This is a genomic window from Caballeronia sp. TF1N1 (assembly GCF_022878925.1).
In the GTDB taxonomy this organism is placed as follows: domain Bacteria; phylum Pseudomonadota; class Gammaproteobacteria; order Burkholderiales; family Burkholderiaceae; genus Caballeronia.
The window spans coordinates 303,799-329,978 of record NZ_CP084627.1; the positions used below are offsets into that span (position 1 = coordinate 303,799).

The 26,180-nt window shown below is 61.8% G+C and carries 28 protein-coding genes; 14 read left to right on the forward strand and 14 right to left on the reverse strand.

What is annotated here, in order from left to right:
- The first annotated feature begins 921 nt into the window (after positions 1-921).
- Positions 922-1,653, forward strand: coding sequence for an OmpA family protein (locus tag LDZ28_RS15425; RefSeq protein WP_244829254.1), 732 nt, complete (start codon positions 922-924; stop codon positions 1,651-1,653).
- Positions 1,654-1,730: 77 nt separating this feature from the next.
- On the opposite strand, the gene LDZ28_RS15430 is transcribed toward LDZ28_RS15425, so the two are convergent.
- Genes LDZ28_RS15430 through LDZ28_RS15440 form a run of 3 tightly spaced genes read right to left on the reverse strand, consistent with a single transcriptional unit; the run spans position 1,731 to position 3,278 of the window.
- On the reverse strand, positions 1,731-2,243 hold the full coding sequence (locus LDZ28_RS15430; protein WP_244829255.1) for a methylated-DNA--[protein]-cysteine S-methyltransferase: 513 nt from the start codon (positions 2,241-2,243) through the stop codon (positions 1,731-1,733).
- Positions 2,244-2,266: 23 nt separating this feature from the next.
- Positions 2,267-2,527, reverse strand: coding sequence for a hypothetical protein (locus LDZ28_RS15435; protein ID WP_244829256.1), 261 nt, complete (start codon positions 2,525-2,527; stop codon positions 2,267-2,269).
- Positions 2,520-3,278, reverse strand: a complete 759-nt coding sequence (locus tag LDZ28_RS15440) for a DNA/RNA non-specific endonuclease (RefSeq protein WP_244829257.1) — start codon at positions 3,276-3,278, stop codon at positions 2,520-2,522. The genes LDZ28_RS15435 and LDZ28_RS15440 overlap by 8 nt, the downstream gene beginning before the upstream one ends.
- A gap of 201 nt (positions 3,279-3,479) precedes the next feature.
- Between LDZ28_RS15440 and LDZ28_RS15445 the strand changes: the two genes are divergently transcribed.
- A complete protein-coding gene (locus tag LDZ28_RS15445) occupies positions 3,480-4,547 on the forward strand; it encodes an alpha/beta fold hydrolase (protein WP_370652185.1) in 1,068 nt (355 codons plus the stop codon).
- A 20-nt stretch (positions 4,548-4,567) separates the two neighbouring features.
- On the opposite strand, the gene LDZ28_RS15450 is transcribed toward LDZ28_RS15445, so the two are convergent.
- A complete protein-coding gene (locus LDZ28_RS15450) occupies positions 4,568-5,947 on the reverse strand; it encodes an MATE family efflux transporter (RefSeq protein WP_244829258.1) in 1,380 nt (459 codons plus the stop codon).
- A 72-nt stretch (positions 5,948-6,019) separates the two neighbouring features.
- Here LDZ28_RS15450 and LDZ28_RS15455 point away from each other — a divergent pair, with 72 nt between their 5' ends.
- Positions 6,020-6,340, forward strand: coding sequence for a YnfA family protein (locus LDZ28_RS15455; protein WP_244829259.1), 321 nt, complete (start codon positions 6,020-6,022; stop codon positions 6,338-6,340).
- Positions 6,341-6,361: 21 nt separating this feature from the next.
- On the opposite strand, the gene LDZ28_RS15460 is transcribed toward LDZ28_RS15455, so the two are convergent.
- Both LDZ28_RS15460 and LDZ28_RS15465 read right to left on the reverse strand, forming a co-directional pair.
- Positions 6,362-7,378, reverse strand: a complete 1,017-nt coding sequence (locus tag LDZ28_RS15460; RefSeq protein ID WP_370652205.1) for a DUF2891 domain-containing protein — start codon at positions 7,376-7,378, stop codon at positions 6,362-6,364.
- Between the two features lie 2 nt (positions 7,379-7,380).
- Positions 7,381-7,710 carry a hypothetical protein gene (locus LDZ28_RS15465; RefSeq protein WP_244829261.1) on the reverse strand — a complete coding sequence of 110 codons (330 nt, stop codon included), beginning with the start codon at positions 7,708-7,710 and terminating at the stop codon, positions 7,381-7,383.
- On the opposite strand from LDZ28_RS15465, the gene LDZ28_RS15470 reads away from it, so the two are divergent.
- Positions 7,709-9,004: an MFS family transporter gene (locus LDZ28_RS15470; protein WP_244829262.1), complete on the forward strand. Its 1,296-nt coding sequence runs from the start codon at positions 7,709-7,711 to the stop codon at positions 9,002-9,004. The two genes, LDZ28_RS15465 and LDZ28_RS15470, sit on opposite strands and share 2 nt — an antisense overlap.
- 128 nt (positions 9,005-9,132) lie before the next feature.
- Entirely contained in the window at positions 9,133-9,951 is an 819-nt protein-coding gene (locus LDZ28_RS15475) for a hypothetical protein (protein ID WP_244829263.1), read from the forward strand.
- Between the two features lie 3 nt (positions 9,952-9,954).
- Here the strand turns inward: LDZ28_RS15475 and LDZ28_RS15480 are convergent, their stop codons facing one another.
- Both LDZ28_RS15480 and LDZ28_RS15485 read right to left on the reverse strand, forming a co-directional pair.
- Entirely contained in the window at positions 9,955-10,104 is a 150-nt protein-coding gene (locus tag LDZ28_RS15480; protein ID WP_244829264.1) for a hypothetical protein, read from the reverse strand.
- 61 nt (positions 10,105-10,165) lie between these two features.
- Positions 10,166-11,239, reverse strand: a complete 1,074-nt coding sequence (locus LDZ28_RS15485) for an AraC family transcriptional regulator (RefSeq protein ID WP_370652186.1) — start codon at positions 11,237-11,239, stop codon at positions 10,166-10,168.
- 157 nt (positions 11,240-11,396) lie between these two features.
- On the opposite strand from LDZ28_RS15485, the gene LDZ28_RS15490 reads away from it, so the two are divergent.
- The 3 genes from LDZ28_RS15490 to LDZ28_RS15500 all read left to right on the forward strand — a co-directional run bounded on the left by LDZ28_RS15490 (position 11,397) and on the right by LDZ28_RS15500 (position 15,110).
- Positions 11,397-12,530, forward strand: a complete 1,134-nt coding sequence (locus tag LDZ28_RS15490; RefSeq protein ID WP_305038183.1) for an acyl-CoA dehydrogenase family protein — start codon at positions 11,397-11,399, stop codon at positions 12,528-12,530.
- A 55-nt stretch (positions 12,531-12,585) separates the two neighbouring features.
- The gene (locus tag LDZ28_RS15495; protein ID WP_244829267.1) at positions 12,586-14,283 is read left to right on the forward strand and encodes an AMP-binding protein; all 1,698 of its coding nucleotides are present in this window, start codon (positions 12,586-12,588) and stop codon (positions 14,281-14,283) included.
- 107 nt (positions 14,284-14,390) lie between these two features.
- On the forward strand, positions 14,391-15,110 hold the full coding sequence (locus LDZ28_RS15500; protein WP_370652187.1) for a hypothetical protein: 720 nt from the start codon (positions 14,391-14,393) through the stop codon (positions 15,108-15,110).
- A gap of 152 nt (positions 15,111-15,262) precedes the next feature.
- Here LDZ28_RS15500 and LDZ28_RS15505 read toward each other — a convergent pair whose 3' ends face one another.
- From LDZ28_RS15505 to LDZ28_RS15515, 3 genes are all read right to left on the reverse strand, one after another.
- On the reverse strand, positions 15,263-15,814 hold the full coding sequence (locus LDZ28_RS15505) for a DUF6572 domain-containing protein (RefSeq protein WP_244829268.1): 552 nt from the start codon (positions 15,812-15,814) through the stop codon (positions 15,263-15,265).
- Between the two features lie 266 nt (positions 15,815-16,080).
- Complete coding sequence (ydiK, locus tag LDZ28_RS15510) at positions 16,081-17,238, reverse strand: AI-2E family transporter YdiK (protein WP_244829269.1); 1,158 nt, start codon at positions 17,236-17,238, stop codon at positions 16,081-16,083.
- A gap of 314 nt (positions 17,239-17,552) precedes the next feature.
- Positions 17,553-18,470 carry a LysR substrate-binding domain-containing protein gene (locus LDZ28_RS15515; protein WP_244829270.1) on the reverse strand — a complete coding sequence of 306 codons (918 nt, stop codon included), beginning with the start codon at positions 18,468-18,470 and terminating at the stop codon, positions 17,553-17,555.
- A gap of 104 nt (positions 18,471-18,574) precedes the next feature.
- On the opposite strand from LDZ28_RS15515, the gene LDZ28_RS15520 reads away from it, so the two are divergent.
- Positions 18,575-19,564 (forward strand): glutathione S-transferase family protein, encoded by a 990-nt coding sequence (locus tag LDZ28_RS15520; RefSeq protein ID WP_244829271.1) that lies wholly within the window; start codon positions 18,575-18,577, stop codon positions 19,562-19,564.
- A gap of 8 nt (positions 19,565-19,572) precedes the next feature.
- Here LDZ28_RS15520 and LDZ28_RS15525 read toward each other — a convergent pair whose 3' ends face one another.
- Together LDZ28_RS15525 and LDZ28_RS15530 are read right to left on the reverse strand one after the other, a co-directional pair.
- Complete coding sequence (locus LDZ28_RS15525) at positions 19,573-20,424, reverse strand: 3-hydroxybutyryl-CoA dehydrogenase (protein ID WP_244829272.1); 852 nt, start codon at positions 20,422-20,424, stop codon at positions 19,573-19,575.
- A 51-nt stretch (positions 20,425-20,475) separates the two neighbouring features.
- Positions 20,476-20,955, reverse strand: a complete 480-nt coding sequence (locus tag LDZ28_RS15530; protein WP_244829273.1) for a 2,4'-dihydroxyacetophenone dioxygenase family protein — start codon at positions 20,953-20,955, stop codon at positions 20,476-20,478.
- A 128-nt stretch (positions 20,956-21,083) separates the two neighbouring features.
- On the opposite strand from LDZ28_RS15530, the gene LDZ28_RS15535 reads away from it, so the two are divergent.
- From LDZ28_RS15535 to LDZ28_RS15550, 4 genes are all read left to right on the forward strand, one after another.
- Positions 21,084-22,004 (forward strand): ABC transporter ATP-binding protein, encoded by a 921-nt coding sequence (locus LDZ28_RS15535; RefSeq protein ID WP_244829274.1) that lies wholly within the window; start codon positions 21,084-21,086, stop codon positions 22,002-22,004.
- A gap of 45 nt (positions 22,005-22,049) precedes the next feature.
- Positions 22,050-22,811 (forward strand): ABC transporter permease, encoded by a 762-nt coding sequence (locus LDZ28_RS15540; protein ID WP_244829275.1) that lies wholly within the window; start codon positions 22,050-22,052, stop codon positions 22,809-22,811.
- Positions 22,812-22,857: 46 nt separating this feature from the next.
- Complete coding sequence (gene msrB, locus LDZ28_RS15545) at positions 22,858-23,358, forward strand: peptide-methionine (R)-S-oxide reductase MsrB (protein WP_244829277.1); 501 nt, start codon at positions 22,858-22,860, stop codon at positions 23,356-23,358.
- Between the two features lie 230 nt (positions 23,359-23,588).
- On the forward strand, positions 23,589-24,113 hold the full coding sequence (locus tag LDZ28_RS15550; protein ID WP_244829278.1) for a hypothetical protein: 525 nt from the start codon (positions 23,589-23,591) through the stop codon (positions 24,111-24,113).
- Positions 24,114-24,135: 22 nt separating this feature from the next.
- On the opposite strand, the gene LDZ28_RS15555 is transcribed toward LDZ28_RS15550, so the two are convergent.
- Entirely contained in the window at positions 24,136-25,299 is a 1,164-nt protein-coding gene (locus LDZ28_RS15555; protein ID WP_244829279.1) for a metallophosphoesterase, read from the reverse strand.
- A gap of 214 nt (positions 25,300-25,513) precedes the next feature.
- Between LDZ28_RS15555 and LDZ28_RS15560 the strand changes: the two genes are divergently transcribed.
- Positions 25,514-26,122, forward strand: a complete 609-nt coding sequence (locus LDZ28_RS15560) for a hypothetical protein (RefSeq protein ID WP_244829280.1) — start codon at positions 25,514-25,516, stop codon at positions 26,120-26,122.
- The last annotated feature ends 58 nt before the right edge of the window (positions 26,123-26,180 follow it).

Genomic DNA, 26,180 nt, shown 5'->3' on the forward strand with positions numbered 1-26,180 from the left:
GCGCGTTGGATTCCCGTTCCTGCAAAAAGGGTGGCGCTAAAGGTTTGAACTCTACTCGTCCGCATTTTTCACGCCCGCTCGTCTTCTCGGGAGTGCATCCCAAAAATAGGACGAAATTGAGAACCTTCTCATGGGCGATGACGCTTGGCCCTGTTGAAATGGCATCCATGCATTAACGAGGGCCGAAGATGGATCGAGGCCTTTTCTGTTCCAGGCGTTACGCGCCGTTTCATTTCAGGTCAGCCATGTCCCGTCCGAACTCGCTTTCAAGCATCGTCACGCTCGCGCTTTGTCTCGTTTCTTCGTTTCCGATTTCAGTTTCATGCGCGAATGCCGGCGAACGGCTGCCCGATTCGCGCATTCTTTCGGCGGCTCCGTTCAATTTTCACGCGGACAAGGAAATCTTCTCGCGCCTACCGGCAAAACCCGTGGATTCGCGCATCTTTTCGCCTAATAAACCCGAACGCTACAACGGCGATTCGCGAGTGGCACAAACGCGATTCGATCACGCGCAAATGATTTGATTTGGAAGAGTAGAGCGCGCAGGTTGTTCTGGAATTAATTGGATTCTCTGACCATAATCAGATACGCATTAAGCTGGATGCGTAATCCGAATTGAGCAACTTGCCGGCGAAATGTCGCCGAATTGCATGACGTCGATGGTCGCAACAGTCGTTCAGATGGCGCACGCTTCGGTGAATAATGAGATGCGAAGCGGGATGTCGATTTTTTTGGGAATTATCCCTGCGGTAAATTCTTAAGCCGTTGCTAGAATCGCGGCGGCTTTCGGTCGTTTCAAGATCGCGATACCGAACTTCATCTATTTCTCAAAACGGGCTTATTCGCGCTTTCGCAATTCAGGCGCTGAAATAAGCGGAAATCCCGTCAATTGCCAACAGGCGCTCTGCTTACTCATTCAATATGTTCAACAAGACCATTGCCACTATTCTCGCGAGCGTCGCCGTTCTTGCCGCTTGCTCGTCCACGTCCAGTCCTGCGACCAGTCTTGCGTCCAGTCCCACGTTCAATCTCAGCGAAATTCAGACGTCGAACGGCCAAAAGGCTTTCCGCGCCGAATGCTACGGCTTGTTCGAAGGCGGCAGCCAATGCATGGCCGCCGCGCAGAAGGCTTGCGGCAACCAGCCGGTGAACCCGCTCCAGAACGTCGCGGGAACGAAGACACCGGACAATGTCTCCGAGCTGATCTTTGTCTGCGGTGCACCGGCACAGCCCGTGCAGCCGGCGGCTGCGGAACCCGCGCCGCCAGCGGTAGTGGATACGGCGACCGTCGCGCCGGTCGCGCCGGCCGCACGCAAGATTTCCCTCGACGAAAAGACGAACTTCGACTTCAACAGCGCCCAGTTGACGCCGAAGGCCAAAGCCTCGCTCGATCAGATCATCTCGGAAGGACGCGGCACGACGTTCTCGTCTGTCAGCATCGAAGGACATACGGACTCTGTCGGCTCCGCGCCGTATAACCTGGCGTTGTCCCAGCGTCGCGCGGAGTCGGTGCTCGAATACCTCAAGAGCCACGGTCTGAAGGCGAACGAGTTCTCCATGAAGGGCTTCGGCAAGTCTGTTCCAGTGGCATCGAACGCGACGAGTCAGGGTCGCGCCGAGAATCGCCGTGTGGAAGTGACGCTCAATCCGTAAGCCGGACGCTGTCGAAGAAAAAAGCTCGCGAGCCGAAAGGACCGCGAGCTTTTTTTCGTCGATATGCGCCGAAAGGATCAGAACAACAGCAGTTGCTCGCGCCCGCGTCCGCCTTCCAGCGTCAGCAGGTGACGCTTGCGCGCAACGCCGCCCGCGTAACCTGTGAGTTCGCCATCGCCGCCGATCACGCGATGACACGGCACGATGATCGACACCGGATTGCGCCCATTCGCGCCGCCGACCGCGCGCGATGCGCCTGCGGGCAAGCCAAGACGGCGCGCGAGATCGCCGTAAGTCCAGGCTTCGCCGAAAGGAATCTGACGCAGCGTGTCCCAGACTTGTTTTTGGAACGCGGTGCCGTCGAGCCGCAGCGCCACCGAAAACACCTCGCGCGCGCCCCCGAAATATTCGTCGACTTGCTCGCGCGCCTCGGCGATCACGCGCGGCACGCGCGCCGATGCGCGTGGCTCGTGCGATAAACCGTCCGGGCAATACTTCTGCCCGACAAAGAAAAGCCCGGTCAGGCAATCGCCTTCCGCGCGAAACAAAATGGGCCCGAGCGGGCTCGGGCTAACGTGGCTTTCGATCACGTCGCGTCTTCTCGCGTCCCGTTTCAGATGAACGGATTATCCGCCGTGCCGCCGGGCGCGGTCGGCTCGTCGGCAAGCTTCGCGGGCAGCGCCTTGTCCTTTTGAAGAACATCGACGATAGCCCCGAGCGCCTTGTACAACGCCTGCGCGGCGGCGAGCCCCGCCTTATCGCGTGCGATGGTGAGGTCGCCGCTCACCGACACACGCGTGGTGCCGTTCTGGATGTTGATCGCGTCGCCCGCGATGTTCATCACGTCGGTATCGTTGGCAAATGGTTTAAACACCGCTCAGTCCTCCAATTCGTTTGTCTTTCAGTGCATCGGGGATGCCGGGAAACGCGAGACCGCTCATGGCTTCCAGTTCGCGCACGGTTTTCATCGTATAGGTATTGGTCGGCACATTATCGACGACGACCACGAACGCGATTTGCCGCTTCGGCAAATAGACCACCTTGTACAACTGCGTCGGCACGAACACGCGCGACTCGCCGATGGTCTGCAACTGCCGCCCTGAAAAGAGCGGGCCGGTCACGACATAGGCATCGCCGGATTCTTCGGTCAGCCTGCGTACCGCTTGCTCGATGCGCGACCAGATGCGCCGGTTGTTCGACGGATCCTGCGGCACGATGTTCGCAAGCGAGAACGATTCGGCCATGCCTTGCTTGCTGGCTCGATCGCCCGCCGGGCTCATGTGGCCGCGATCGTAGCCGCTCCTTTTATAGTCGTCGAGTTGCGCGCTGTCGCCGGCCGGCAGCCGCTTGTCGACGAAAAAGCGATTGGTGCGCGTGTTGTTCTTCGCGTCATCGACGCTCTGCGCGGTCAAATGCTCCGCCGACCAGAGCGGCCCGTGCGTGACGCCGGAATGCAGCAGAGCGAAATCGGTATAGCAGATTTCCTGCGTGGACGCGCGCATCTTCTGATTGACGACGACGGGCGCGCGGCCGCCCGGACTGAACTGCGGACAGTCGCTCGCGACCGCCGCGACCGACGCGGCGCCTAGAAGCGCGGCGACGAATGCCTTGATGCGTACTTGCATGCTGAGTATGAAGATCCGTGCTGATGCGTGAGAACTCGCCGCCTGATGGTCAGCCGTTCGGCTTAAGCCGGGCGAATCGAGGCCGCAGAGTATAAGGCAGTGCAGTGCACATGGAACGGAAGAAATTCATCCACGCTAGAATGCGTCGGCTCGGGCCGCGCCGTAGGCGAAGGCCGCATCGAAACGAATGGAAGGAAGCCAATGAACGCCAAGCGCCGCAAGCTCGATATCGCGCGAAACCTGCTGCTGTCGCTCGTCTCGTGTTGCACGATGCTCACCGCGAGCCAGGCTCACGCGCAAGACGCGCCCGCCAACGATGGCCCAGCATACGGACCTGAACTGCAAGGCTTCGACTATCCTTATCCGGTCGCGCGGTTCTCCATTTCGTCGCAACGGCAGGTCGTCCAGATGGCCTATATGGATGTGCATCCCGCGCATCCCAATGGCCGCACGGCCGTGCTTCTGCATGGCAAGAACTTCTGCGCGGCGACGTGGAAAAAGACCATCGATACCTTGAGCGAAGCCGGGTATCGCGTGGTCGCGCCGGACCAGATCGGCTTTTGCAAGTCCACCAAACCGGCGCGTTATCAGTACAGCTTCCAGCAGCTCGCGCGCAATACGCATGCGCTGCTTGCGGCGCTTGGCGTCACGCATCCCACGTTGATCGCGCATTCGACGGGCGGCATGATCGCGGTGCGTTATGCGCTGATGTACCCGCGCGAGACCGAGCAACTCGTGCTCGTGAATCCCATTGGTCTGGAAGACTGGAAGGCGAAGGGCGTGCCGTCCATTTCCATCGACGACTGGTATGCGCGCGAGCTCAAGACCACGGCCGACGGCATCCGCAGCTACGAGACCAGCACGTATTACGCGGGGCATTGGAGCGCGGACTACGAACCGTGGGTGCAGATGCTTGCGGGAATGTATCGCGGACCGGGGAAAGATGCGGTCGCGTGGAACTCGGCGTTGCTGTACGACATGATCTATACACAGCCTGTCGTCTATGAGTTCGATCAGTTGCGAACCCCGACGCTGCTGATGATCGGCGATAAGGACACGACGGCCATCGGCAAGGATCTGGCGCCGCCGGAGATTCGCCCGACGCTGGGCCGTTATCCTGAGCTGGCGAAGCTTGCACAGCAGCGGATCGAGGGCGCGAAGCTCGTCGAGTTTGCCGAGCTCGGTCATGCGCCGCAGATGCAGGACCCGGTGGCGTTTCACAAGGCGTTGTTGGAAGGTATGGCGGCGTTGAAGGCGAAGGCGGATTGAGTCAGGCCATCCACTCCACGTCAATCCACGCACGATCTCCGCTCGATCGCGGGCAACTGCACCAGCAACGTAACGGCGCGCGCGATCATCAAGATGGCGAGCGCGAGCCACAATCCGTGGTTGCCGAACCAGCCGTTCAGCAACCACGCGGCAAATAGAAAGATGCCAAGCGATACAGCCGTCGACACCATCAACTCCCGCGTGCGCGTCGCGCCGATGAACACGCCATCGAGCTGAAAGCTGATGACCGATGCAAGCGGCATCACCACGGCCCAAGGCAAGAAGCGCAGCGCGGCGGCACGCACGTCCCGCTGATCCGTGAGCTGGCCGATGATCCACTCGCCCGCGAGCCAATAAACGAGCGAAAAGCCCGCCGCGCCGATCGCCGACCACAGCATCGTCACCTTCACGGCCTGGCGAAACGCGTGGCGGTCGCGCGCGCCCGTGGCCGCGCCGACCAGCGCTTCGGCGGCGTGCGCGAAGCCATCGAGTCCGAAGGCCATGAAGGTCTGGAAGTTGAGCAGGACGGCGTTGGCCGCGAGGATCGCATCGCCCTGACGCGCGCCCATGTGGGCGAACCATCCATACGATCCGAGCAGGCACAGCGTGCGAATGAAGATGTCGCGATTGAGCGCGACGAGGCGCTTCATCGCGCGCGCGTCCAGCAGCGTGCGCAGCGCGAGCGCCGGAAGTCCATGTGGACGCAAACCCCAGAGAATCGCAAGACCGAGCGCGAAGCCGCAAAAATCCGCAGCCGCCGTGGCCGCGCCGATGCCCGAAATACCCCAGCCGAAGCGATACACGAATAGCAGGACCGCCACGATATTCACCACGTTGATGAACACTTGCGTGACGAGCGCGAGCCGCACGCGCTGGCAGCCGAGCAACATCCCGAGCACGACGTAGTTGCCAAGCGCGAAGGGCGCGGCCCAGATGCGCGCGTGGCAGTAGGCGCTGGCCGTGCTCTGGACGGCCGCGCTACCGCCGAGCGCGGCGAGCGCATAACGGATGATCGGCACCTGTAACGCCAGCACCGCCATGCCGATGAAGAGCGCGAGCAGCATCGCCCGCAATACGCTTGCGCGCAGGGCAAGCGAATCGTCTGCACCGAACGCCTGCGCGACGAGGCCCGTCGTGCCCATGCGCAAAAAGCCGAAGCTCCAGAACACGAAGCTGAAAACGAGCCCGCCGAGCGCGACGCCGCCAATATATTGCGGTCCGTCGAGATGACCGGCGACGGCGGTATCGACCGCGCCTAGAATCGGCTGCGTAAGATTTGCGAGGACGATGGGAAACGCGAGCGTCAGCACGCGCTTGTGCCAGTGCACCGGCACGGCGGCCGGATGCTCGATAGTGTCGGGAGCGTTCAATTGCAGGGCGAGGTGAGCAAGAGGCGTCATTGTGCCGTGTCAGGGCGACGCTTGCTGCCGAAGCAGCCGATAATGCGCGTCGAACCCGCTGCCCGACTGTCCATGAAAACTCTTCTGCTTTATGTCGTGACGGCCATCGCGGAGATCGCCGGTTGCTACTTTCCGTATCGATGGCTGAAGCTCGATGGCTCGCCCTGGCTGGTCGTGCCCGGCGCGCTTTCGCTTGCGTTGTTCGCGTGGCTCCTCACGCTGCACGATGCGGCGGCAGGGCGCGTCTATGCGGCGTATGGCGGCGTGTATATCGGTGTGGCGATCGCATGGCTGTGGGCCGTGGATCGCATCCGGCCGACGATGTGGGACGTGACGGGCGCGGTCATTGCGCTCGCGGGAATGGCGGTCATCGCGTTCCAGCCGCGCGTCTGATTCAGCGTGGCGCTCAACGCGTCACGCTTCCAGCGCCAGCAACGCAAACGTGGCGAGCCAATGTTCGCCCATGTAGTCGCCCGCCACGTGCGCGATGCCCGCCGCCAGATGCTCGTCGGCGCTCGCGTCGAGCACGCCGATGCGCGCATCGCCCGCAGGCAGCGCCCGCGCGATGGTCCGCTGGCACCACGCGCGGCTCAGGTTCAGGCCGTCGAGATGCGCGAGCTTGCCGTCGCTGCGATCGGTGACGGTGGCCGGCACGAAGAGCGTCGCGGGTTCGCGCACGGCAAGACGCGGCAAGAAGCGTTCGAGCCAGCCGTTGAACGATGCATCGGGCAACACGTGGCGCATCAGCACGGCTTCCATCAGCGACGGCGAGAGGAATTCGTCGCCGGCCGGTTCCCACGCCTGACAGGCTTCGTCATTGGCGAACCAGCGCGTGGCCGTATCGACGAGAAGGCGCTCGAAATCGCCATCACGAACCACACGTGCATAACCGAGCGCCAGCGTCAGCGCGAACGCCATGTTGAAATGCGTGCCGACGCGCAGCGGATACGTCGACTTCGGCAGGAATTCGACGAAGCGCGCGACGAAGGCATCCGCGAGCGGTTGCAGCGTACGGGCCCAGCGCGCGCCTTCCTCGGTGTGCATCGAACGCAATTGGGCCGCGAGCGCGAGCAGCCACGCCCAGCCGTAGGGCCGCTCGAAACCGCGCGCCGCCGGGCGTTCGAGGTAGGCGACTTCAGCGGCGACGTTGGCATCGGTGAAATGTTCGTCGATGACCGAGCGAATGCGCGCGGCTTCGGGCAGCGCGGGAAAGCGGTCGACGAGACGCGCAAGCAGCCAATAGCCATGCACGCACGAATGCCAGTCGAAGCTGCCATAGAAGACGGGATGCAGCGCGCGCGGGCTTTGCACGTCCGCTGCGCTCGCCATGACGTGATCGAGCTTGTTGGGATACTCGCGCGTGAGGTGACCTAGCGCGACTTGCGCGAATTTCGACGCCAACGCGTCGTCCAGCACGATATGGCGCGGCATGTTCATACGAAACTCCAATGATGGACGAGCGAGACTTTATCGACAAATCCGCAGCGCCGTGTTCGATAAGGGAAATTCCCTAACCCGTGGCCACGCCGGGAAACATGCGAATGGCGTAAGCCGCGCGAAGGCTTTGGCGACAAGCCGCGTCGGCTGAAAGCATAAAGATGGATGCCGCCTTTGTCGCGCGCCGCATTGGGGAAATCACAATCATCTTTGCGCGCTTTTCCGCGAATCGTCGTATAAACTTGCGCCCGAACGCCGCAGAGCGATTCGCCCCGGCAGTGTCGTGCCGGCCGATCAAACGCCGAGACCAGGAACAGACTACCCATGAACGACATTCCCGCCTACACCGCTGAAGATACCCGTCGCCGCGTATTCGCGATCGTCGGGGCATCGTCGGGCAATCTCGTCGAATGGTTCGACTTCTATATTTATTCGTTCCTTGCGCTGTATTTCTCGGCGGCCTTCTTCCCGAGCGGCAATCCGACCACGCAATTGTTGAATACCGCTGGCGTGTTCGCGGCGGGCTTTCTCATGCGCCCGATCGGCGGGTGGCTCTTCGGCCGTATCGCCGACAAACACGGCCGCCGCAACGCAATGATGATTTCCGTGCTGATGATGTGCGGCGGCTCGCTCGTCATCACCTTTCTGCCGACGTATTCGAGCATCGGCGCGTGGGCGCCGTTCTTTCTGCTGATCGCGCGGCTCTTCCAGGGCTTGTCCGTCGGCGGCGAGTACGGCACGAGCGCAACCTATATGAGCGAGGTGGCGCTGCGCGGCCGTCGCGGTTTCTTCGCATCGTTTCAATATGTGACGCTAATCGGCGGACAGCTCGCCGCGCTGCTCGTGCTGGTCATCCTTCAGATGTTTCTCTCGACCGAAGAGCTCAAGGCGTGGGGCTGGCGCGTGCCGTTTTTCGTCGGCGCTTGCGCGGCGCTGATCTCGCTTTTTCTGCGTCGTTCGCTCGAAGAAACCACGACCGCCGAATCGCGGCAACGCAAGGAAGCGGGCACTTTGCGCGGCCTGATGCAGCACAAGGGCGCGTTCATGACCGTGGTCGGCTTCACGGCGGGCGGATCGCTGATCTTCTATACGTTCACCACGTACATGCAGAAATATCTGGTCAATACGGCGGGCATGCACGCCAAGACGGCCAGTAACGTGATGACGGGCGCATTGTTCGTCTACATGATCATGCAGCCGCTTTTCGGCGCGCTGTCGGACCGCATCGGGCGTCGTCAGTCGATGCTTTGGTTCGGCGCGCTCGCCACGCTCTGCACGGTGCCGCTGCTGCACGCGTTGCGCGACGTGACGAGCCCGTTCATGGCGTTCGTTCTGGTCGTGGCCGCGCTTGCCATCGTCAGCTTTTATACGTCGATCAGCGGTCTTATTAAGGCGGAGATGTTTCCGCCCGAAGTGCGCGCGCTGGGCGTCGGGCTGTCGTACGCCGTCGCTAATGCGGTGTTCGGCGGATCGGCGGAATATGTGGCGTTGTGGCTGAAGTCAGCGGGCAGCGAATCGGCGTTCTATTGGTATGTCACCGCCATGTGCGCCATCTCGCTTGTCGTGACCTGGCGCATGCTCGATCCGAGCAAGGTGGGCTATTTGCGCAACGAGCCTTAATATAGTGGCCGCGACGGGTTGGCAAGCGCTCTTTGCGTGGCCTGTCGCGTTCCAGTCGTAATCACCGGCGCCATTAGCGCGGACCCTTATGTCCGCCGGGCTTGCCGATCAAGGTAGTATGGTGTTTGATGCGGTATGAATCTGCAGGTGAAGCGCGCCCCACGGCGCACGGACGCAAGAAGCGCAAGCCGGAAGCGCTGGCGCGCGACTCGAACGCGCGCATTGTCGACATGCGCCTTTGGGTGCATCGGTCAGCCGGGAGCCCTTTCATGGAAGATTTCGATGAAACGCTATTCGTCGTCTGGCGAGCCAACCTGAATGTTCTGGTGGGTTCGCCGGGCGGCGCTGCGCGACTCGCGCGGATGATGAGCTTCTCGCCTTCGCTGATGAAGCTCATCGTCGCGGGTCAGCGCGACTTCAACGAGGAATTCGTGCGCGGTATCGAGCTCGTGACGGGCTTGCCGCCGCACTGGATGGACGAGCGCCGCAACCCCGCCGAAGTGCCTTCCGGCGTGCAACGCGCGCTCGACGAGGAAGCGCCCGTCGCGGTGTTCCGCGGCACGGCGCATCCCGCGCCCAAGCGTTCCGTGTTGCGCGGTCCCGACCCGCTGCTGTCGCAAACGGAAGCAACGCGCCGCGTGGCCGATCTCGCGCAGCAGCAGGCGGAAGCCAATCGTCGCGATCTTTTGTTTCGCAAGAATCGCGAACTGCTGTCGCAGGATTTGCGTCGGCTGGAACGCCAGCTAGGTTTGCTGCAAGTCGAGCCAATGCTGCCCAAGGCCGATGAACTCATCGCCTCCGACCGCATGAGCGAAGCGGCGAAGGCGGACCTTTCCGGCCGTCTCGAACAGATCGACAAGCATGTGAAGTTGCTGCATCAGCACGTCGACAAACTGGTGACGCTCCTTTCGACTCCGGATGAACCGGGTCCGAACGATCCCCTCTGAGTCTTACTTAGCCCGCTTGCGTTCCTCGTTGTCTTCCGGCTCGGCGTCCACGGCAATCGGATCGCTCGCCGGGAAGGTCTCATCCAGCGCTTCGTCGAGCAACTCCTCTTCGTGGGTGTGCGTCGCGGGTTCGTCGGGCCGTGCTTTCGTCATGATGCGCTCCGTGGGCAATTCTTCGACGTCTCAATATAGCAGCGTCGATATACGCGCGCTCTCAGCGTGCGCGGCGATAATCCGCCGGCCGCACGCCCGTCCACTTTCTAAAGGCGCGCCTGAAAGCGCTCGGTTCCGCAAAGCCGAGCGCGCTCGCAATCTGAGCGATGGTTTCGTCGGTATCCGCAAGACGCGAGAGCGCCAGATCGCGGCGTAGCGCGTCCCTGATGGTTCGATACGTCAGCCCTTCCTGCGCGAGACGCCGACGCAAGGTGGCCTGCGCGATGTTCAATTCCGCCGCCATGCGGTCCGCCTCGGGCCAGTCGGCCGGCGCGGTCTGCCGCAAGCGCTGCCGAATGCGCGCCGCGAGCGATTCCGAATTCCGATATTTGACGATGAAATTCGCGGGCGCGTCGCGCAGAAAGCGTCTGATCGTGGCGGTTGTCTGCACGACGGGCAGCGCGGCGCATTCGGGCGATAAATCGACGAATGAACGCGGCGCGTCGAAACGAAGGGTGTCGCAGAACATCAGCCGGTATTCGTCGCTATCCGCTGGTTCCTCGCAACGAAAATCGGCTGCAAGCACCGGAATGCGTCGCCCGACGAGCCAGCACAACAATCCATAGACGAGGATGAAGCCGGTCGCGCAAGCGAACATGCTCTTGGGCTTGCGTTCGCCGTGTCCGTCGTTCAGCCAGAGGCGCACGCGCGTCGCGCCGATATCCGGCTCGAACGATAACTCGTCCAGCACGAGCCGCATGAATCCGGCGATGCGCCCGAGCGCCTGTGCGCCGTCGCGCGCGCTCAACGCGGCGTGCGACATCAGCACGAAGCTGCCGCGCCGCATCGGGTGTGCGTCCTGGCCGAGGAACTCGTCGTCGAGCGCGTCGGCGATGGCGTGCCACAGGCGGCCGTACTGCGCGGGCGTGACGCGCGCATGCGGCGTGTCGAGCAGCGCGGGCGCGATCTGCGCGGCGTCGAGCAGCATCGCGCGATCGACGCCGCGTGCTTGTGCGCAGCGCAAGGCTGCGTCGACGAGACTTGCGGCGATCGAATCCCGTTCGATGTCCTTCGTGGATGTTGGGGTTGTCACTAGGTGGCCAAAGCGCTCAGTTAGCGTGATCGTTTCAGGCATCGGCTAATGTCCGGCGATTGCCTAGACTCGTGAACACGCCACGCGCGCCGCGCATGATCGAGGCATGACTTGCAACGCGCCGCTGCGCCGTTTCCGAAAGACGCGGCGAGCAAGTTTATCCGATCGCTTCAGGCACCTTCTACGGGCTCCAACCATGATCGACAGTTTTCTTACCGAAGAGCAGCGCATGATTCGCGATGCCGCGCGTCAGTTCGCGACCGAAGTGCTTGCGCCGAACGCGGGTCAGTGGGACCGGGACGGCGCGTTGCCCGACGCCGTCGTGCGGCAACTCGGCGAACTGGGTTTGCTCGGCATGATCGTGCCTGCGGAACTCGGCGGCACGTTCAGCGACTACACCGCCTACGCGCTCGCGATGGAAGAAATCGCGGCGGGCTGCGCGTCCTGCGCCACGTTGATGAGTGTGCACAACTCGGTCGGCTGCGGCCCGATCCTCGCTTTCGGCACCGACGCGCAAAAGACCGAATGGCTGCCGAAGCTCGCGAGCGGCGAAGTGATCGGCGCGTTCTGCCTCACCGAACCGCAGGCGGGCTCGGAAGCGAACAATCTGCGCGTGCGCGCAACCGAGCGCGACGGCAAATGGGTGCTTTCGGGCAGCAAGCAGTTCGTGACCAATGGCAAGCGCGCGGGCGTGGCTATCGTCTTCGCCGTGACCGATCCCGAACTCGGCAAGCGCGGCATCTCGGCGTTCATCGTACCGACCGGCACGCCTGGCTTCAATGTCGGGCCGCCCGAGCACAAGCTCGGCATTCGCGCATCGGATACCTGCGCCATCACCTTCGACGATTGCGCGATTCCCGCTGCGAACCTGCTCGGCAAGCGCGGCGAAGGGCTCAAGATCGCGTTGTCGAATCTGGAAGGCGGGCGCATTGGCATTGCGGCGCAAGCGCTCGGCATCGCGCGCGCGGCCTTCGACGCGGCGCGCGCCTACGCCCACGATCGCAGCCAGTTCGGCAAGCCGATTCTCGAGCATCAGTCGGTCGCGAACATGCTCGCCGACATGCACACGCAACTGAACGCCGCGCGCCTGCTCGTGCTGCACGCGGCGCGCATGCGCACCGAGGGCATTGCGTGTTTGTCGGAGGCTTCGCAGGCGAAGCTGTACGCGTCCGAGATGGCGGAGCGCGTCTGTTCGCATGCCATCCAGATTCACGGCGGCTATGGCTATCTGCAGGACTATCCGGTGGAGCGGCATTATCGCGATGCACGCATCACGCAGATTTACGAAGGAACCAGCGAAGTGCAGCGCATGGTGATCGCGCGTCAGCTCTGAAACCGGCTTTCAAGCGCGCGCCGCACGGGGCAATCAAAACAATCACGGAGACGAAATGAACCCGGCAGAGCCTTTCATCGAAGCACGCGACTTTTTGCTGCGACATCGCACCGATTACGACACCGCGTATCGCGAGTTTCAGTGGCCGGCGCTTAGTCGTTTCAACTGGGCGCTCGATTATTTCGATCCGATGGCGCGCGGCAACCATGCGGCCGCGTTGCATATCGTCAACGAAGGTGGCGGCGAGACGCGTCTTTCATTCGCGCAGATGAGCGAGCGTTCGGCGCGCGTCGCCAACCATTTGCGCGCGCTGAACGTCACGCGCGGCGAGCGTATCTTGTTGATGCTGCCGAACCGAGTCGAGTTGTGGGAGACCATGCTCGGCGCGATGAAGCTCGGCGCTATCGTGCTGCCTGCGACCACGCAACTCGCGCCTGCCGACTTGCGCGACCGCATCGCGCTTGGACGCGTGCAACACGTGATCGTCGATGCGGGCGAGACGCACAAGTTCGAGGGCATCGACGTGACGGGACTGCGTATCGCCGTGGGCGAGCCGCGCGATGGCTGGCTTGCCTACGACGCGGCCTACGAAGCGTCGCCGGACTTTACCGCAAATGGCGAAACGAACGCCAGCGATCCCTATTTGCTGTACTTCACTTCGGGCACGACGTCGAAGCCTAAGCTCGTCGCGCATACGCACGAGAGCTATCCGGTCGGGCATCTTTCGACGATGTACTGGATCGGCCTGCAACCCGGCGACGTGCACTGGAACATCAGCTCGCCGGGCTGGGCGAAGCACGCGTGGAGCTGCTTTTTCGCGCCGTGGAATGCACAGGCTTGCGTCTTCATCTACAACTTCAGCCGCTTCGATGCGGCGCGCACGCTCGATGCGCTCGTGCAATACGACATCACCACGTTATGCGCGCCGCCGACCGTGTGGCGCATGCTGGTGCAAGAGCCGCTGGCGTCCTACGCGGTGAAGCTGCGGGAGATCGTCGGGGCGGGCGAGCCGCTCAATCCCGAGGTCGTCGAGCGCGTGCACACGGCGTGGGGCGTGCCTATCCGCGATGGCTACGGCCAGACTGAAACCACCGCGCAGATCGCCAATACGCCGGGTCAACAGGTTGCGCCGGGGTCGATGGGACGTCCGCTGCCCGGTTACCGCGTGGCGCTGCTCGATCCAGATGGCGCGCTCGCCGACGAAGGTGAGATCGCGCTGGTGCTGAATCCGCCGCCGCTCGGCCTGATGACCGGTTACGCCGATAACCCGACCGCCACCGAAAACGCGATGCGCGGCGGCTTCTATCGCACCTCGGACGTCGCCTCGCGCGGCGCGGATGGCTACTTCGTCTACGTCGGCCGCGCGGACGACGTGTTCAAATCTTCGGACTATCGGCTGAGTCCGTTCGAGCTGGAGAGCGTGTTGATCGAACACGAGGCGATCGCGGAAGCTGCTGTCGTGCCGAGTCCGGACCCGTTACGGCTTTCTGTGCCGAAGGCGTTCGTTACCGTGCGACACGGCTTCGCCGCCGGACCGGAACTGGCGCGAAGCGTGTTCGCGTTTTCGCGCGAGCGGCTCTCGCCATATAAACGCATTCGACGAATCGAATTCGCCGAGTTGCCGAAAACCATCTCGGGCAAGATTCGGCGCGTCGATCTTCGTCGACAGGAAGCCGCTCGCACCAACACTGCGGTGCGCGGCGAGTTCGAATTTTGGGAAGAGGATTTTCCGGAGCTTCGCCAGACAAAATGATCTCGCCGGACATTTCTCCTGACGTAATCGCAAGCAAATGTAAACAGCGCGAACCGTCAATTTGTCTGAAGGTCGAACCGAGCCTGTTCGATCATCGGACAAGTCAAATGGAGGAACGCAACATGGTGAAGCGCTCGTTGAGGTTTGCGCTACTGGCGGCTGGTTTGACGGGGGCGCTTGTCGCGCCGGTCGCATCCAACGCGCAAATCAACCTGCAACAGTTCGGATTCGGCAGCGGCAAGTCGGATGTGTCGGGCAGCGCGGGCACGCAGTCGTCGGGATTGGGTTCGCTAGTGCAAAGCTATCTCGGCGCGAATCAACAGGTGTTGAGCGGACAATCGAATCTTGCTTCGGCCATGGGAATGTCCGGCGTCGCGAGTCAGGCGCAGTCGGCGGCGGGACTGCTGTCGAGCGCGTCGGGAAGCGGCGGTGTGCCGAGCAGCAGTGCGCTGTCGCAGCTTGGCGGTACGCAGCAAAGCGTGTCGCAATCGCTGATTCAGGCTTTTTCCAGTGGATCGACCACGCCGCCGACGGCCGCGAGCAAGCAAACTTTCACGGATGGGCTAGCTTCGCTGGGTCAGGGCGTCAAGCAATACGCGGGGCTGCAATCGAATCTGAGTTCGGTCAAGAATTCGATGAACATGTCCTCGCTCATGCAGGCCGGCTCGAATCCTGGCACGGCGCAGGCTGCAACGTATATCGCGCAATCGGCGCCGGGGCAGTTGCAATCGCTGATGCAGACGCTTACGCAGGCTGTGCAGTACGCGAAGACCAATAATATTGCCGTGCCGTCCATCGCGACGTCGGCGTTGAGTCTGGTGCAGTAACTTCGGAAGTGCCCACGAAAAAGCGGCGAGGCTTTCAGGCCTCGCCGCTTTATTTGCTTCCCGAATTGGCTCACCGGTGTATCCCGTGAGAGCTCACCCGTGTTTCCGAAGCGCGCTCGTCGCGCACCGAACGGCTCCGAGTACAACGAAATTCAGTTCATTGCCGCGCGCCGCAACGACAGGCGGGTAAGAACCGCCGGGAGAGTCTGCGCCTGTTGCGCCTTGGAAGGCATCAACGGCGGCAGATAAGAGATGTCGGTCACGTCGGCGAGGCGACTGCGCGGGTCCGCATCAAGCACTTCGATAGCTGCGGGTTCGACCAGCTCGGCTTCGACCTTGGCGACGTCGTCGACCTTGATGCCGAGCGAGCGGCGAACGTCCACGGCGCGCACACGTACATCGAAACCCGCCGCGTGGATGACGCGCTCACGCGTTTTCCAATACTGCAGCGCGCTGGGCGTCATTTTGTGCATCGACACGTATTCAAATACGATCTGATATCCGCGAACGTGCGGATAATTCATAAGTAACTGACCCGAGCGAATATAACGGTTATAGCCGTCTATTTTCCGCGTCAGCAAATCCTCATGCATTTTTTCATCGTGCCAGTCGCATTCATCGAATATCCCGACATACACGCGCTTGAGCAAGGAATTCACTCCGATGTAGTCGATGACGTCCACGTCGCGCAGAGACATGGTCATTCCCCTACGCCCTGAGAGGGCAAGTATCAAAGAAGTGCATTGTAGCGGAATATGTCTCTTTAAATCACAGCGAAACATTGTGTGTTTGCTTGCGATTTCTCAAATTAATCAGAGTCCTAAGCCATTGCTTAAGCGATTTCTTATTTTGGGATGATTCAAAATATAAAGCTGGATTTGTATCGCGTCAGATACGCTTTAGGTGTTTTCCTAATTTTGCGCCCAGTGCCGGTTCAGCAGATATAAGCGTAATGTTTTGCGCCGTCCGCTCATACGTCGCTTATGCCTCGCGCGGCCGTCGATCCGGTCAGCTCTTCCTTACTCATGGCGTCTACTTGCGGCAATGAAGGCTGTTCGTTGATCCACGCGTTCAATATTGCCGAGGTGACCGCGAGAATGACCGGGCCAATAAACAATCCGACAATTCCGAATGCGAACATGCCGCCAAGCACGCCGGAAAGAATCAGCAGCATCGACAAATTGATACCGCGGCGGATGAGTATGGGACGTAAAAAATTGTCGAGCATGGCAATCATGATCGACCAGATCAGCAACAGAATCGCGGCGACGTGCGACCCGTGCCAGAAAAGCCAGGCGACGCCCCCAAGCAGTGGCAAGAGCGGCCCGATTTGCGCGAGGCACAACATCAGCATGACGGCGGTGATGATGCCCGCGGCCGGCACGCCCGCGATCCACAAGCCGATTCCTCCGAGCGCCGATTGCGTCACGGCCGTCACGACAATGCCGAGCGCCACCGCGCGAATGGCGAGGCCGGCGAGCTTGATGGCTTCGGCGCCACGCTGCGCGGCAACCCGCGTTGCGAACCGCACGATGAAGCGGCCCGCTGCCTCGCCCTGCATGTAAAGGATGCCGGAGATGATGATCGTGATCACCATGTGCATCACGAACACCCCGACGACGGCCGCGTGCGACAGCATCCAGCGCGCTGCGATCGTCACATACGGTTCGATGCGGGCGAGCAAGCCGCCGGGGCCGGCGTCGGAAAGCGTCTGCCATTCGGCCGAGACGCGCTGACCGGCGAGCGGCACGTCGTGAACCCAACTCGGCGGCGGGGGAAGTGCATACGTGGGCAAGCTCTTGATGGCCGACATGATCTCGGCGCCGTGCAATGCGAGCGTGGAGATAGCCTGATACAACGGCAGCACGATGACGATCAGCAGCACGAGCAGCATGACAGTCGTCGCGGCCCAGCGGCGATTGCCGCAGCGGCGTTGCACCGCGACCATCAACGGCCAGGTGGCGACGACGATCGTCGTGGCCCAGATCAGCCCCGGCAGAAACGGCCGCAGAATATAAAGGCTGCCAACAGTCAGCGCAGTCAGAATGGCAATGACGAGCAAAATGCGCGCGATATCGACTGGCTGGCGCGGGTTCAAATTCGGCGGCCCGTTCGGAGTGGTGGACATGGTGCCTTGAATGAAAAGAAATCAGTGAGACGGGGCGTTTTAGCGCCGGCATCATAGCGGTAAGTTCGGCGGCATCCAATCCATACTACTAAAAATTGCCGATGGCGCACGGTATTCGGGCGCGCTGGCAATGTGCGGTGGCTTCGCATACGCTTGACGAAACGATTACTCGACGAGATGGCAATCATGCTCATGCAAGCACGTGAAGACGACGGCCGGCGGCGCAGGCGGCTGCGAGGCCTCTTCGTATATTCGCTGTGGCTTTTATGCTGTCTGGTCTTTTCGTTGCCTTCGGTGGTCAAGCTGCCGTAGTTTCAGGCGAACGCGTCGATGCCATCGACCAGACGCCTGGCCAGACGCGCCTGACGGAACTGCTCGATCCACCATTGCAACGCGCGGCCTTCGTGATCGCCGCGCCATGCTACGTATAGAACGTTGGGCTCGCGCGGATCGGCGGTTTGCTTTGCGATCAGTTCGCCACGCGCCAGCAACGAAGCCACTCGATGCTTTGGTACCCAACCGCAGCCAAGTCCTTGCCGTTGAGCAAGAATCTTCGCGCGCATGCCCGGCACGGCGAGCGCCGCTTGTCCGCCGAGCACGCCGTAAGCGCGTCCCGCCGATCCATGCGATGAATCCGCGACCGCCACCGCGCGATGCGCCGCGATCTGCTCGCGCCCGAGCGGTTCTACCGCCTTCGCCAGCGGATGGCGTGGCGCCACGGCGAACACCCATTCCATCACGCCGAGTTCGAACCAGCGCAGGCCGGGAATCGCGGGCGGTTCGTTCGTCGCCCCGACGATGAGATCGGCGCGGCCATCGCGCAGTGCTTCCCACGTACCGCCCAGCACTTCATGCGTCATGCGCAGGGTTACGCCGGACGCGAGCGCGTCGAACGCCTGCACGACCGGCAGCAAGGTCTCGAACTCGAGTATCTCGTCGCAGACGATCCACAACCGGTCTTCCCAGCCGCTCGCGATCTGCTTCACGCGCTGCGTCAGACGCGAAACGTCGATCATCAGACGCGCGGCTTCATCGGCGAGAAGATGGCCCGCTGGCGTCAGTTGCAGGCGGTAACGACGGCGGTCGAACAGCAGCGCGTCGAAGCGCGTTTCCAGTTGCCGCGCGGCATGCGAGATCGTCGAGGGCGCGCGGCCGAGTCGCGCCGCCGCGCGGGAAAGGCTGCCGGTCGAGCGGATTGCATCGAGCAGGGCGAGTTCTTCCTCGGATAACATGTTCGACTCCATCGAACGTTCATCGGCGCGATGGTACGGCAAGAGCGGCGGCGCGGTCCACCACGTGCTTGTGATGACGCAAACAACGATCAGGGAGCATGCAGATGGGACTTCTCGTCGACGGGCAATGGCAGGACAAGTGGTACGACACGAAATCGACCGGCGGGCGCTTCGTGCGCAAGGACGCGGCGTTTCGCAACTGGGTCACGGCCGATGGCGCGCCCGGTCCGAGTGGCGAGGGCGGCTTCAAGGCGGAAGCGGGCCGTTATCACTTGTACGTGAGCCTGGCGTGTCCGTGGGCACATCGCACGCTTATCGTGCGCGCGCTCAAGGGGCTGCAAGAGATGATCGACATCTCGGTCGTTCACTGGCTCATGCTCGAAAACGGCTGGACCTTCGCGGATGGTCCGGGCGTCGTGCCCGACGCCATCAACGGCGCGCGCTTTCTGCATCAGGTCTACACGGCGGCGGACGCGAGCTACACCGGCCGCGTGACCGTGCCGATTCTCTGGGACAAGGCGCGCGGCACGATAGTTAGCAACGAGTCGTCCGAAATTATTCGCATGCTGAATGCCGCGTTCGACGGCCAGGGCGCCAAAGCGGGCAATTACTATCCGCCCGAGTTGCGCGCGGAGATCGACACGCTCAACGCGCGCATCTACGACACCGTGAACAACGGCGTCTACAAAGCGGGCTTCGCGACCACCCAGGCCGCGTATGAGGAAGCCGTGCAGCCGCTCTTCGATACCCTCGACTTCCTCGATGCGCGCCTTGCCTCGCACCGTTATCTCGCGGGCGAGCGCTTCACCGAAGCCGACATCCGACTGTTCACGACGCTCGTGCGCTTCGACGCCGTGTACGCCGGCCACTTCAAATGCAATCTGCGGCGCATAGCGGATTATCCGAATCTCTCCAACTACACGCGCGAGATTTACCGGATGCCGGGAGTCGCGGACACGGTGAACTTCGAGCACATCAAGCGGCATTACTACGAGAGTCATCGCTCGATCAACCCGACCGGGATCGTGCCGGCCGGTCCCGTGCTTGACTTCGCCGCGCCGCACGACCGCGAGCGTCTGCCGAAAAGCGCGTAAGCCTGAGCTCAGTCGTACCGATAAACGCCGCGCTTCGTCTTGCGGCCGAGATAACCCGCGGACACGAGTTCGCGCAACAGCGGGCACGCTCGATATTTCGAATCGCCGAAATCCTTCAGGAACACGTCCATGACCGAGAGACACACATCGAGGCCGATGAGATCCGCAAGCGCGAGCGGACCGATAGGATGATTTGCGCCGAGCTTCATGCCCGCGTCGATTTCCTCGGCGCTCGCCACGCCTTCATAGAGCACGAAGAAGGCTTCGTTGATCATGGGCACGAGAATGCGGTTGACCACGAAACCAGGCGAGTTCTTCACGCCGATGGGCGACTTGTCCAGCTTCTCGGTGAGCGCGCGCACGGCGTTCGCGGTGTCGTCGCTCGTCTGCACGCCGCGAATCACTTCGACGAGTTGCAGCAGCGGCACCGGATTGAAGAAGTGCATGCCGATGAACCGCTCGGGCCGCGCAAGCGTTGCGCCAAGCGCGGTGATCGAAATAGACGATGTGTTCGACGCGATGATCGCCTCGGGCCGCGCCGCTGCTTCGATCTGCTTCAGAATGCGGTGTTTGAGCTCGACGTTCTCCGTGGCCGCCTCGATGACGATATCCGCGTCCTTGAGCCGCCCGTAATCCGTGGATGTCTGGATGCGCGCAATCGCGGCATCGCGCACCGACGCCTGCAGCTTGTCTTTCGACACCAGCCGTTCCAGGCTGTTCGTCAGCGTGGCCACGCCCTTGGCGAGCGCGGCGTCCGTCACGTCGATCAGCACGATGTCGAATCCCGCCACGGCCGCGACCTGCGCGATGCCGTTGCCCATGGTTCCCGCTCCGACGATACCCACCGTCTGTATGCTCATGCGCGCTTCCTCCAATGGATGTTTGTGCGATGCACGATTCTAACCACGCCTTCAGCCGAACGCCGTCAAGTCGCGTGTTTTTAATCCATGCGCGCGGCAATAGGCAGCGTAGCGCTCCCAGCCGCTGCGCCAGTCTTCGGCGGCAAGTATTTGCCCGTTTTCGTTTACGAAGAGCAGCTCGCCCTGAATGATGTTGAGCGTGACGATCTCATCGCTGCCGTCCACCACGGGAACGGCTTCCGGCGTGTGACTGGAGCCTGCGGTCTCGTACACGATGCTGCCTTTCTCCGCGATCCACGCATGTTCGCGATACTTCCAGCGCCCTTCGACCGTGTAGACGATTACCGTGCCCGTATGCCGATGCCGCGGCATTTGTCCGCGCGCCGGCGCCTTCAAAAGGGCGATGGTTTCGCCGCGAACCGGATCGAGCTTGAAGTATTTGACGAGCACGTGCTCGCTGTATGGCGTGAAGGGCACCCACGGCACGTCCGCGTCGTTGATGCAGGCGGTTTGAATCTGTTCGAACAGCATGTCGGCTCCCTTGATCAGACGCCCATTGTATGCAGCGCGGCACGCGCCGTGCATCGGCCAAACGGACGACCCCTGAAAGCCCCGTTTCGATCCAGCCGGATCGCGCCTTATCTGCTATCGTCCGTGCCATGCCAACCATCATTACCATTTCAAACCTCTCCAAGACCTACGAGTCGGGGTTCAGCGCGCTCCGGGACGTGAATCTGGAAATCCGGCGCGGCGAGATTTTCGCGTTGCTCGGTCCGAACGGGGCGGGCAAGACCACGCTCATCAGCACGGTTTGCGGCATCGTGAATCCCAGCTCGGGCACGGTCACCGTGAACGGACACGACATCGTCACGGACTATCGCGCCGCGCGCGCGATGATCGGGCTCGTGCCGCAGGAACTCACCACCGACGCCTTCGAAACCGTGTGGGCGACCGTATCGTTCAGCCGGGGCTTGTTCGGCCGGCCGAAAAACCCGGCGCATGTCGAGAAGGTGCTGAAGTCGCTGTCGCTCTGGAGCAAAAAGGACAACAAGATCATGACGCTTTCGGGCGGCATGAAGCGGCGCGTCCTGATCGCCAAGGCGCTCGCGCACGAGCCGCAGATTCTCTTTCTGGACGAGCCGACGGCCGGTGTCGATGTCGAACTGCGCCGCGACATGTGGAACCTCGTGCGCGAACTGCAAGCGAACGGCGTGACCATCATCCTCACGACGCATTACATCGAGGAAGCGGAAGAGATGGCGGATCGCGTCGGCGTGATCAATCGCGGCGAGATCGTGCTGGTCGAAGAGAAGGCCGAACTCATGCGCAAGCTCGGGCAGAAGAAGCTCGCGCTGCAATTGGATCACGCGCTGGCTGCCGTGCCCGCTTCGCTCGCGCCCTACGGCCTGCAATTGTCCGCCGACGGCAACGAACTGACTTACACCTACGACGCCCATGACGAGCCGGGTCGAATCATCGCGCTATTGCGCCATGTCGATGAAGCCGGCGTGCGCTTCAAGGATCTGCAAACGACGCAGAGCTCGCTCGAAGACATCTTCGTGAGCCTCGTGCGCAACTAGTCGTATCGGACCGGGAGCATCGATTCCGGTCGACAGGGAGACCACATGAATCTTCACGCAGTACGCGCGATCTATCGCTTCGAAATGGCGCGCGCCGGACGCACGCTCATGCAGAGCATCGTGTCGCCCGTCATTTCCACTTCGCTCTATTTCGTGGTGTTCGGCGCGGCCATCGGCTCGCGCATTCCGCAAGTGGACGGCATCAGCTACGGCGCGTTCATCGTGCCGGGGCTCGTCATGCTGTCGCTGCTCACGCAGAGTATCGCGAACGCTTCGTTCGGCATTTACTTTCCGAAGTTCACGGGCACCATCTACGAGCTCTTGTCCGCGCCCGTGTCGTATTTCGAGCTCGTTCTGAGTTACGTCGGCGCGGCAGCGACCAAGTCGATCATTCTCGGGTTGATCATTCTCGCGACTGCGCGGCTCTTCGTGCCGCTGCGGATCGACCATCCATTTTGGATGATCGTGTTTTTGCTGCTGACATCGCTGACATTCAGCCTGCTCGGATTCATCATCGGGATATGGGCAGACGGTTTCGAGAAACTTCAGATCATTCCGCTTTTGATTGTCACGCCGCTCACGTTCCTCGGCGGCAGCTTTTATTCGATCAACATCCTGCCGCCTTTCTGGAAAACGGTCGCGCTTTTTAATCCGGTCGTGTATCTCATCAGCGGCTTTCGCTGGAGTTTTTACGGTCTCGCGGATGTTTCCGTAGGCGTAAGCCTTGCGATGACGTTAGTATTTCTGGGCGTGTTCATCGCTATCACGGCGTGGATCTTCAAGACCGGCTATCGCATCAAATCGTAGCGGTTGGCGCCGGCGGGCGTCGTCACCATCAAGAGGCGTTCATCGAATGAAAATCATGAAACGCACTAAACGCACTTTCTTCGGCGCGGTCACGGCCACTTTCACGAGCGGCTCCATTGCCTCGCGCGGCGCGGACACGGCGCTCGCCGACCCGTACGAGATGAACCTGAGCGATGCCGGATGGCGCCGCCGCCTTTCCACTGAACAATATCGCGTGCTCAGGCGCGGCGCGACCGAGCCGCCGAACGCCAGCCCGCTGATCAACGAGCGTCGCAACGGCTCGTTTTTTTGCGCGGGATGCGAATCGCCGCTCTTTGCCTCGTCGGCAAAGTTCGATAGCGGCACCGGATGGCCGAGTTTCTCCATGCCAATCGACGGCGCCGTCGCCACCCGCGCCGATGCAACGCCCGGCTCCCTTCGTCACGAAGTGCTTTGCCGGCGTTGCGGCGGCCATCTCGGGCATGTCTTCGACGACGGCCCGAATCCCACTGGTCTGCGTTACTGCCTGAACGGCGCTGCGCTGCTTTTTCGCCAGACCGAAAGCTGACCTGGCCAAAGCGCGTAGAACGGATACGGTCGCCGGCGCACACGCCGAACGCTTTGAATTCGCCTTGAAGCAAGGCAAGCCTTTCGCGCATCAAAACGATCGGTGACAAAATTTCGCACTCCGTCTCAATCATCCCGGAGGGTTGACAGGGCAGAATCGAAACAACATCCTCGTCAGGATGTATGCGAGAGAAAGCCTGGCTGGCCTCGCTGACATTGAGAGACTGAGCCATGAAAATCAAAATAATCGACTTCTGCACAGCGTTGCTGATCGGCTCGCTGACTGGCTTATTGAATGGCGGCAATGCGTTTGCTCAACGTCAACCAAGCGCAAAGGTTGCTGCGCTGTCCATCGAAGGCAAGATGCTCGTGCAGATCATCGGCGAGGTAAAAGCTGTCGATCCGGACGCGCATCGCGTCACCGTGGTCAATGCGCAAGGGCAGGAGACGCAATTGAACGTCGGGCAGGAGATGCAAGATCTGAACAAGTTGCCTATTGGCACACGAGTGAATAGCACGGCCCTTCGCGCGGTTACGCTCACGCCCGTCAAAGCACAGCCTTTGCAGGAAATGCTGCCGGGGCAAACGCAGTTCGTCGGGCAGGTTACGGGCGCCGACAGTGCAACCGGCGTCGTCATGCTGAAGGACGCCAACAGCTTGCCAATCGAGATACGTACAACCCATCCCGGCGACGCCGCCGCGCTCGCATCCGGCGCGACCGTGAAAGTGGTCTGGAAAAGCGTTTCGAAGCGCTGACTCCATGCAGGCCAAGCTCGGTTCAAGCTGCAGGCGCCGCGACCAGCCTCACGCGCGTGATTTCGGAAGGCGCGCCGAGGCGCTTGGGCGGTCCCCAATAGCCCGTCCCTCGACTCGTGTACACCCACAGTCCGTTAAATTTCACGAGACCCGACACGAACGGCTGCTGCAGCTTGACGAAGAAGTTCCACGGAAAGAACTGTCCGCCATGTGTATGCCCCGACAGTTGCAGCGTGAAACCCGCATCGGCGGCGGCGGTCGCGCTGCGTGGCTGATGGGCAAGGAGCACGCGCACGGTGGCATCGGCGGGAGCGCCTTCCATCGCTTTAGCCGGGTCGCTCCGGTGCGCGGGATCGAAGCTGCCCGCGCCGTAATCGGTGACACCGGCGATCACGGCTTGCGCGCCGTCGTGGTTCAGCACCACATGCTGATTGAGCAGCACATTCATGCCGAGCCGCCGGAATTCGACGATCCACTTGTCCGCGCCCGAGTAATACTCGTGATTACCCGTGACGAGGAACGCGCCGTGCCGCGCGCTCAATTCCGCGAGCGGGCGTGTATGAGCAGCGAGGTGCGGCACACTGCCATCGACCACGTCGCCCGTCACCGCGATCAGATCCGGCTGCAACGCATTGACGGCCGCGACGATTCGCTCGACATAGTGCCGCTTGATGGTCGGGCCGACGTGGATATCGCTGATCTGCACAATAGTGAAGCCTTCGAGCGCCGCCGGCAAATTGTCGATGGGCACGTCCACGCTCTTTACCGGCGCGCGCTTTCGCGCGTTGTAAAAGCCGGCGGCGGACGAGAGCAACGCGAGCATGGGCACGGCCAGCGCACTCTCGGCAACGAAGCGGGGCGCGCCTATGGGCGTGCCGCGCAGCCAGTCGAACACATGCACGAACAGCAGCACGAGATCGCGCGCGAAGGTCAGCAGCAGGAGCGACGAGAAGAAGCCGAGCGCGGTCAGGCCGAACCAGGCGAGCCGATCCGCAAGCGGTTGCTTTTCGATCGATCGCGCGGACATGCCGAGCGGAATCAAAATCAGCGAGGCGACGAGCAGTGCGATGGCAAGCGCCTTGAGCGCCGGGCCGACGGGCGCATCGGGAATGAGCCGCACGCCAACGTAGATATGAAAGAGAACACCAATGCCAATGAAGCGGATAAAAAATGCCGAACGTCGCATAACGCCCCTAAAAGGTCAAAAATGCGGCGGGCAAGAATACGCGTGACGCGTCGGCGCGTCGAATATACGCGTCGTTGCCCTTAGCCGGTCCTGTCGATCGATTCTACCGGTTCGGGGCCATATCCGCCGTGGGCGTGCGTCTGGGCGTAGTCGTCTGCATGATATCGTCGAGCGAATTTGTTTGGACTACCGATGTGCAACGAGGAGTGATCAAATGAAATCAGGCTTTCGCGCGCTTTCTCTCTTTCCGATGACGGCAATCGTCGTGGCGTCCGGCACCGCTTTCGCTCAGACCAACGACGCATTGACGAACCAGGCGCGGCAGGTCATCGGCGCGGCGCAGCCTATCCACGTTCAAGCCGTCATCACGGGCATAGACCCGTCGACGCGCACGCTCATCGTGCATGGTCCGCGTGGCGATTCGACAGTGCTCGTCAATAAGGAAGTGACGGGTTTCGATCAGCTTCATGTCGGCGACAAGGTCGATGTCCAGTACAAGAACGCTTTGGTTTCGAACGTGGAAAAGGTAACGGGCAAGGATCAGGGCCTGCGTAAGCGCGTGGACACGCAAACCTATTCGCCCGCTTCGGGCGCGAATGGCGCAAGCGGCTTCGATTCCTCGCGTCAGGTCGAGATTCTCGCCACGGTCGTGAGGGTCGACAAGAAGCATCACACCGTCACGCTGCGCGGACCGTGGCGCACCGAGACCATGGACCTTCCGCCCGATGTCGCAGCCGACAACCTCAAGAAGGGCGACACCGTGCATGCGGTGTTCGTTTCCGCGGCCGCGGTGAAAGTGACGCCCGTCGCGGCATCGAAATGAGCGAAGGCCCCGGCGTTAAACACGCGCGGGGCCTTCGCTCGGTGCATCGGCTAAAAAA

What these genes read in the sequence shown, in the direction of transcription:
- LDZ28_RS15460 (WP_370652205.1), bottom strand. Translation starts at nt 7,378, where the DNA reads ATGCCGCGCCATATCGTGCTGGACGACGCGTTGGCGTCGAAATTCGCG.
- LDZ28_RS15520 (WP_244829271.1), top strand. Translation starts at nt 18,575, where the DNA reads ATGGGACTTCTCGTCGACGGGCAATGGCAGGACAAGTGGTACGACACG.
- LDZ28_RS15450 (WP_244829258.1), bottom strand. Translation starts at nt 5,947, where the DNA reads ATGACGCCTCTTGCTCACCTCGCCCTGCAATTGAACGCTCCCGACACT.
- LDZ28_RS15505 (WP_244829268.1), bottom strand. Translation starts at nt 15,814, where the DNA reads ATGACCATGTCTCTGCGCGACGTGGACGTCATCGACTACATCGGAGTG.
- LDZ28_RS15495 (WP_244829267.1), top strand. Translation starts at nt 12,586, where the DNA reads ATGAACCCGGCAGAGCCTTTCATCGAAGCACGCGACTTTTTGCTGCGA.
- LDZ28_RS15425 (WP_244829254.1), top strand. Translation starts at nt 922, where the DNA reads ATGTTCAACAAGACCATTGCCACTATTCTCGCGAGCGTCGCCGTTCTT.
- LDZ28_RS15465 (WP_244829261.1), bottom strand. Translation starts at nt 7,710, where the DNA reads ATGGGTAGTCTGTTCCTGGTCTCGGCGTTTGATCGGCCGGCACGACAC.
- LDZ28_RS15485 (WP_370652186.1), bottom strand. Translation starts at nt 11,239, where the DNA reads ATGCCTGAAACGATCACGCTAACTGAGCGCTTTGGCCACCTAGTGACA.
- msrB (WP_244829277.1), top strand. Translation starts at nt 22,858, where the DNA reads ATGAAAATCATGAAACGCACTAAACGCACTTTCTTCGGCGCGGTCACG.
- LDZ28_RS15540 (WP_244829275.1), top strand. Translation starts at nt 22,050, where the DNA reads ATGAATCTTCACGCAGTACGCGCGATCTATCGCTTCGAAATGGCGCGC.
- LDZ28_RS15550 (WP_244829278.1), top strand. Translation starts at nt 23,589, where the DNA reads ATGAAAATCAAAATAATCGACTTCTGCACAGCGTTGCTGATCGGCTCG.
- LDZ28_RS15445 (WP_370652185.1), top strand. Translation starts at nt 3,480, where the DNA reads ATGAACGCCAAGCGCCGCAAGCTCGATATCGCGCGAAACCTGCTGCTG.
- LDZ28_RS15535 (WP_244829274.1), top strand. Translation starts at nt 21,084, where the DNA reads ATGCCAACCATCATTACCATTTCAAACCTCTCCAAGACCTACGAGTCG.
- LDZ28_RS15560 (WP_244829280.1), top strand. Translation starts at nt 25,514, where the DNA reads ATGAAATCAGGCTTTCGCGCGCTTTCTCTCTTTCCGATGACGGCAATC.
- LDZ28_RS15555 (WP_244829279.1), bottom strand. Translation starts at nt 25,299, where the DNA reads ATGCGACGTTCGGCATTTTTTATCCGCTTCATTGGCATTGGTGTTCTC.
- LDZ28_RS15455 (WP_244829259.1), top strand. Translation starts at nt 6,020, where the DNA reads ATGAAAACTCTTCTGCTTTATGTCGTGACGGCCATCGCGGAGATCGCC.
- LDZ28_RS15440 (WP_244829257.1), bottom strand. Translation starts at nt 3,278, where the DNA reads ATGCAAGTACGCATCAAGGCATTCGTCGCCGCGCTTCTAGGCGCCGCG.
- ydiK (WP_244829269.1), bottom strand. Translation starts at nt 17,238, where the DNA reads ATGTCCACCACTCCGAACGGGCCGCCGAATTTGAACCCGCGCCAGCCA.
- LDZ28_RS15470 (WP_244829262.1), top strand. Translation starts at nt 7,709, where the DNA reads ATGAACGACATTCCCGCCTACACCGCTGAAGATACCCGTCGCCGCGTA.
- LDZ28_RS15530 (WP_244829273.1), bottom strand. Translation starts at nt 20,955, where the DNA reads ATGCTGTTCGAACAGATTCAAACCGCCTGCATCAACGACGCGGACGTG.
- LDZ28_RS15500 (WP_370652187.1), top strand. Translation starts at nt 14,391, where the DNA reads ATGGAGGAACGCAACATGGTGAAGCGCTCGTTGAGGTTTGCGCTACTG.
- LDZ28_RS15515 (WP_244829270.1), bottom strand. Translation starts at nt 18,470, where the DNA reads ATGTTATCCGAGGAAGAACTCGCCCTGCTCGATGCAATCCGCTCGACC.
- LDZ28_RS15475 (WP_244829263.1), top strand. Translation starts at nt 9,133, where the DNA reads ATGCGGTATGAATCTGCAGGTGAAGCGCGCCCCACGGCGCACGGACGC.
- LDZ28_RS15480 (WP_244829264.1), bottom strand. Translation starts at nt 10,104, where the DNA reads ATGACGAAAGCACGGCCCGACGAACCCGCGACGCACACCCACGAAGAG.
- LDZ28_RS15525 (WP_244829272.1), bottom strand. Translation starts at nt 20,424, where the DNA reads ATGAGCATACAGACGGTGGGTATCGTCGGAGCGGGAACCATGGGCAAC.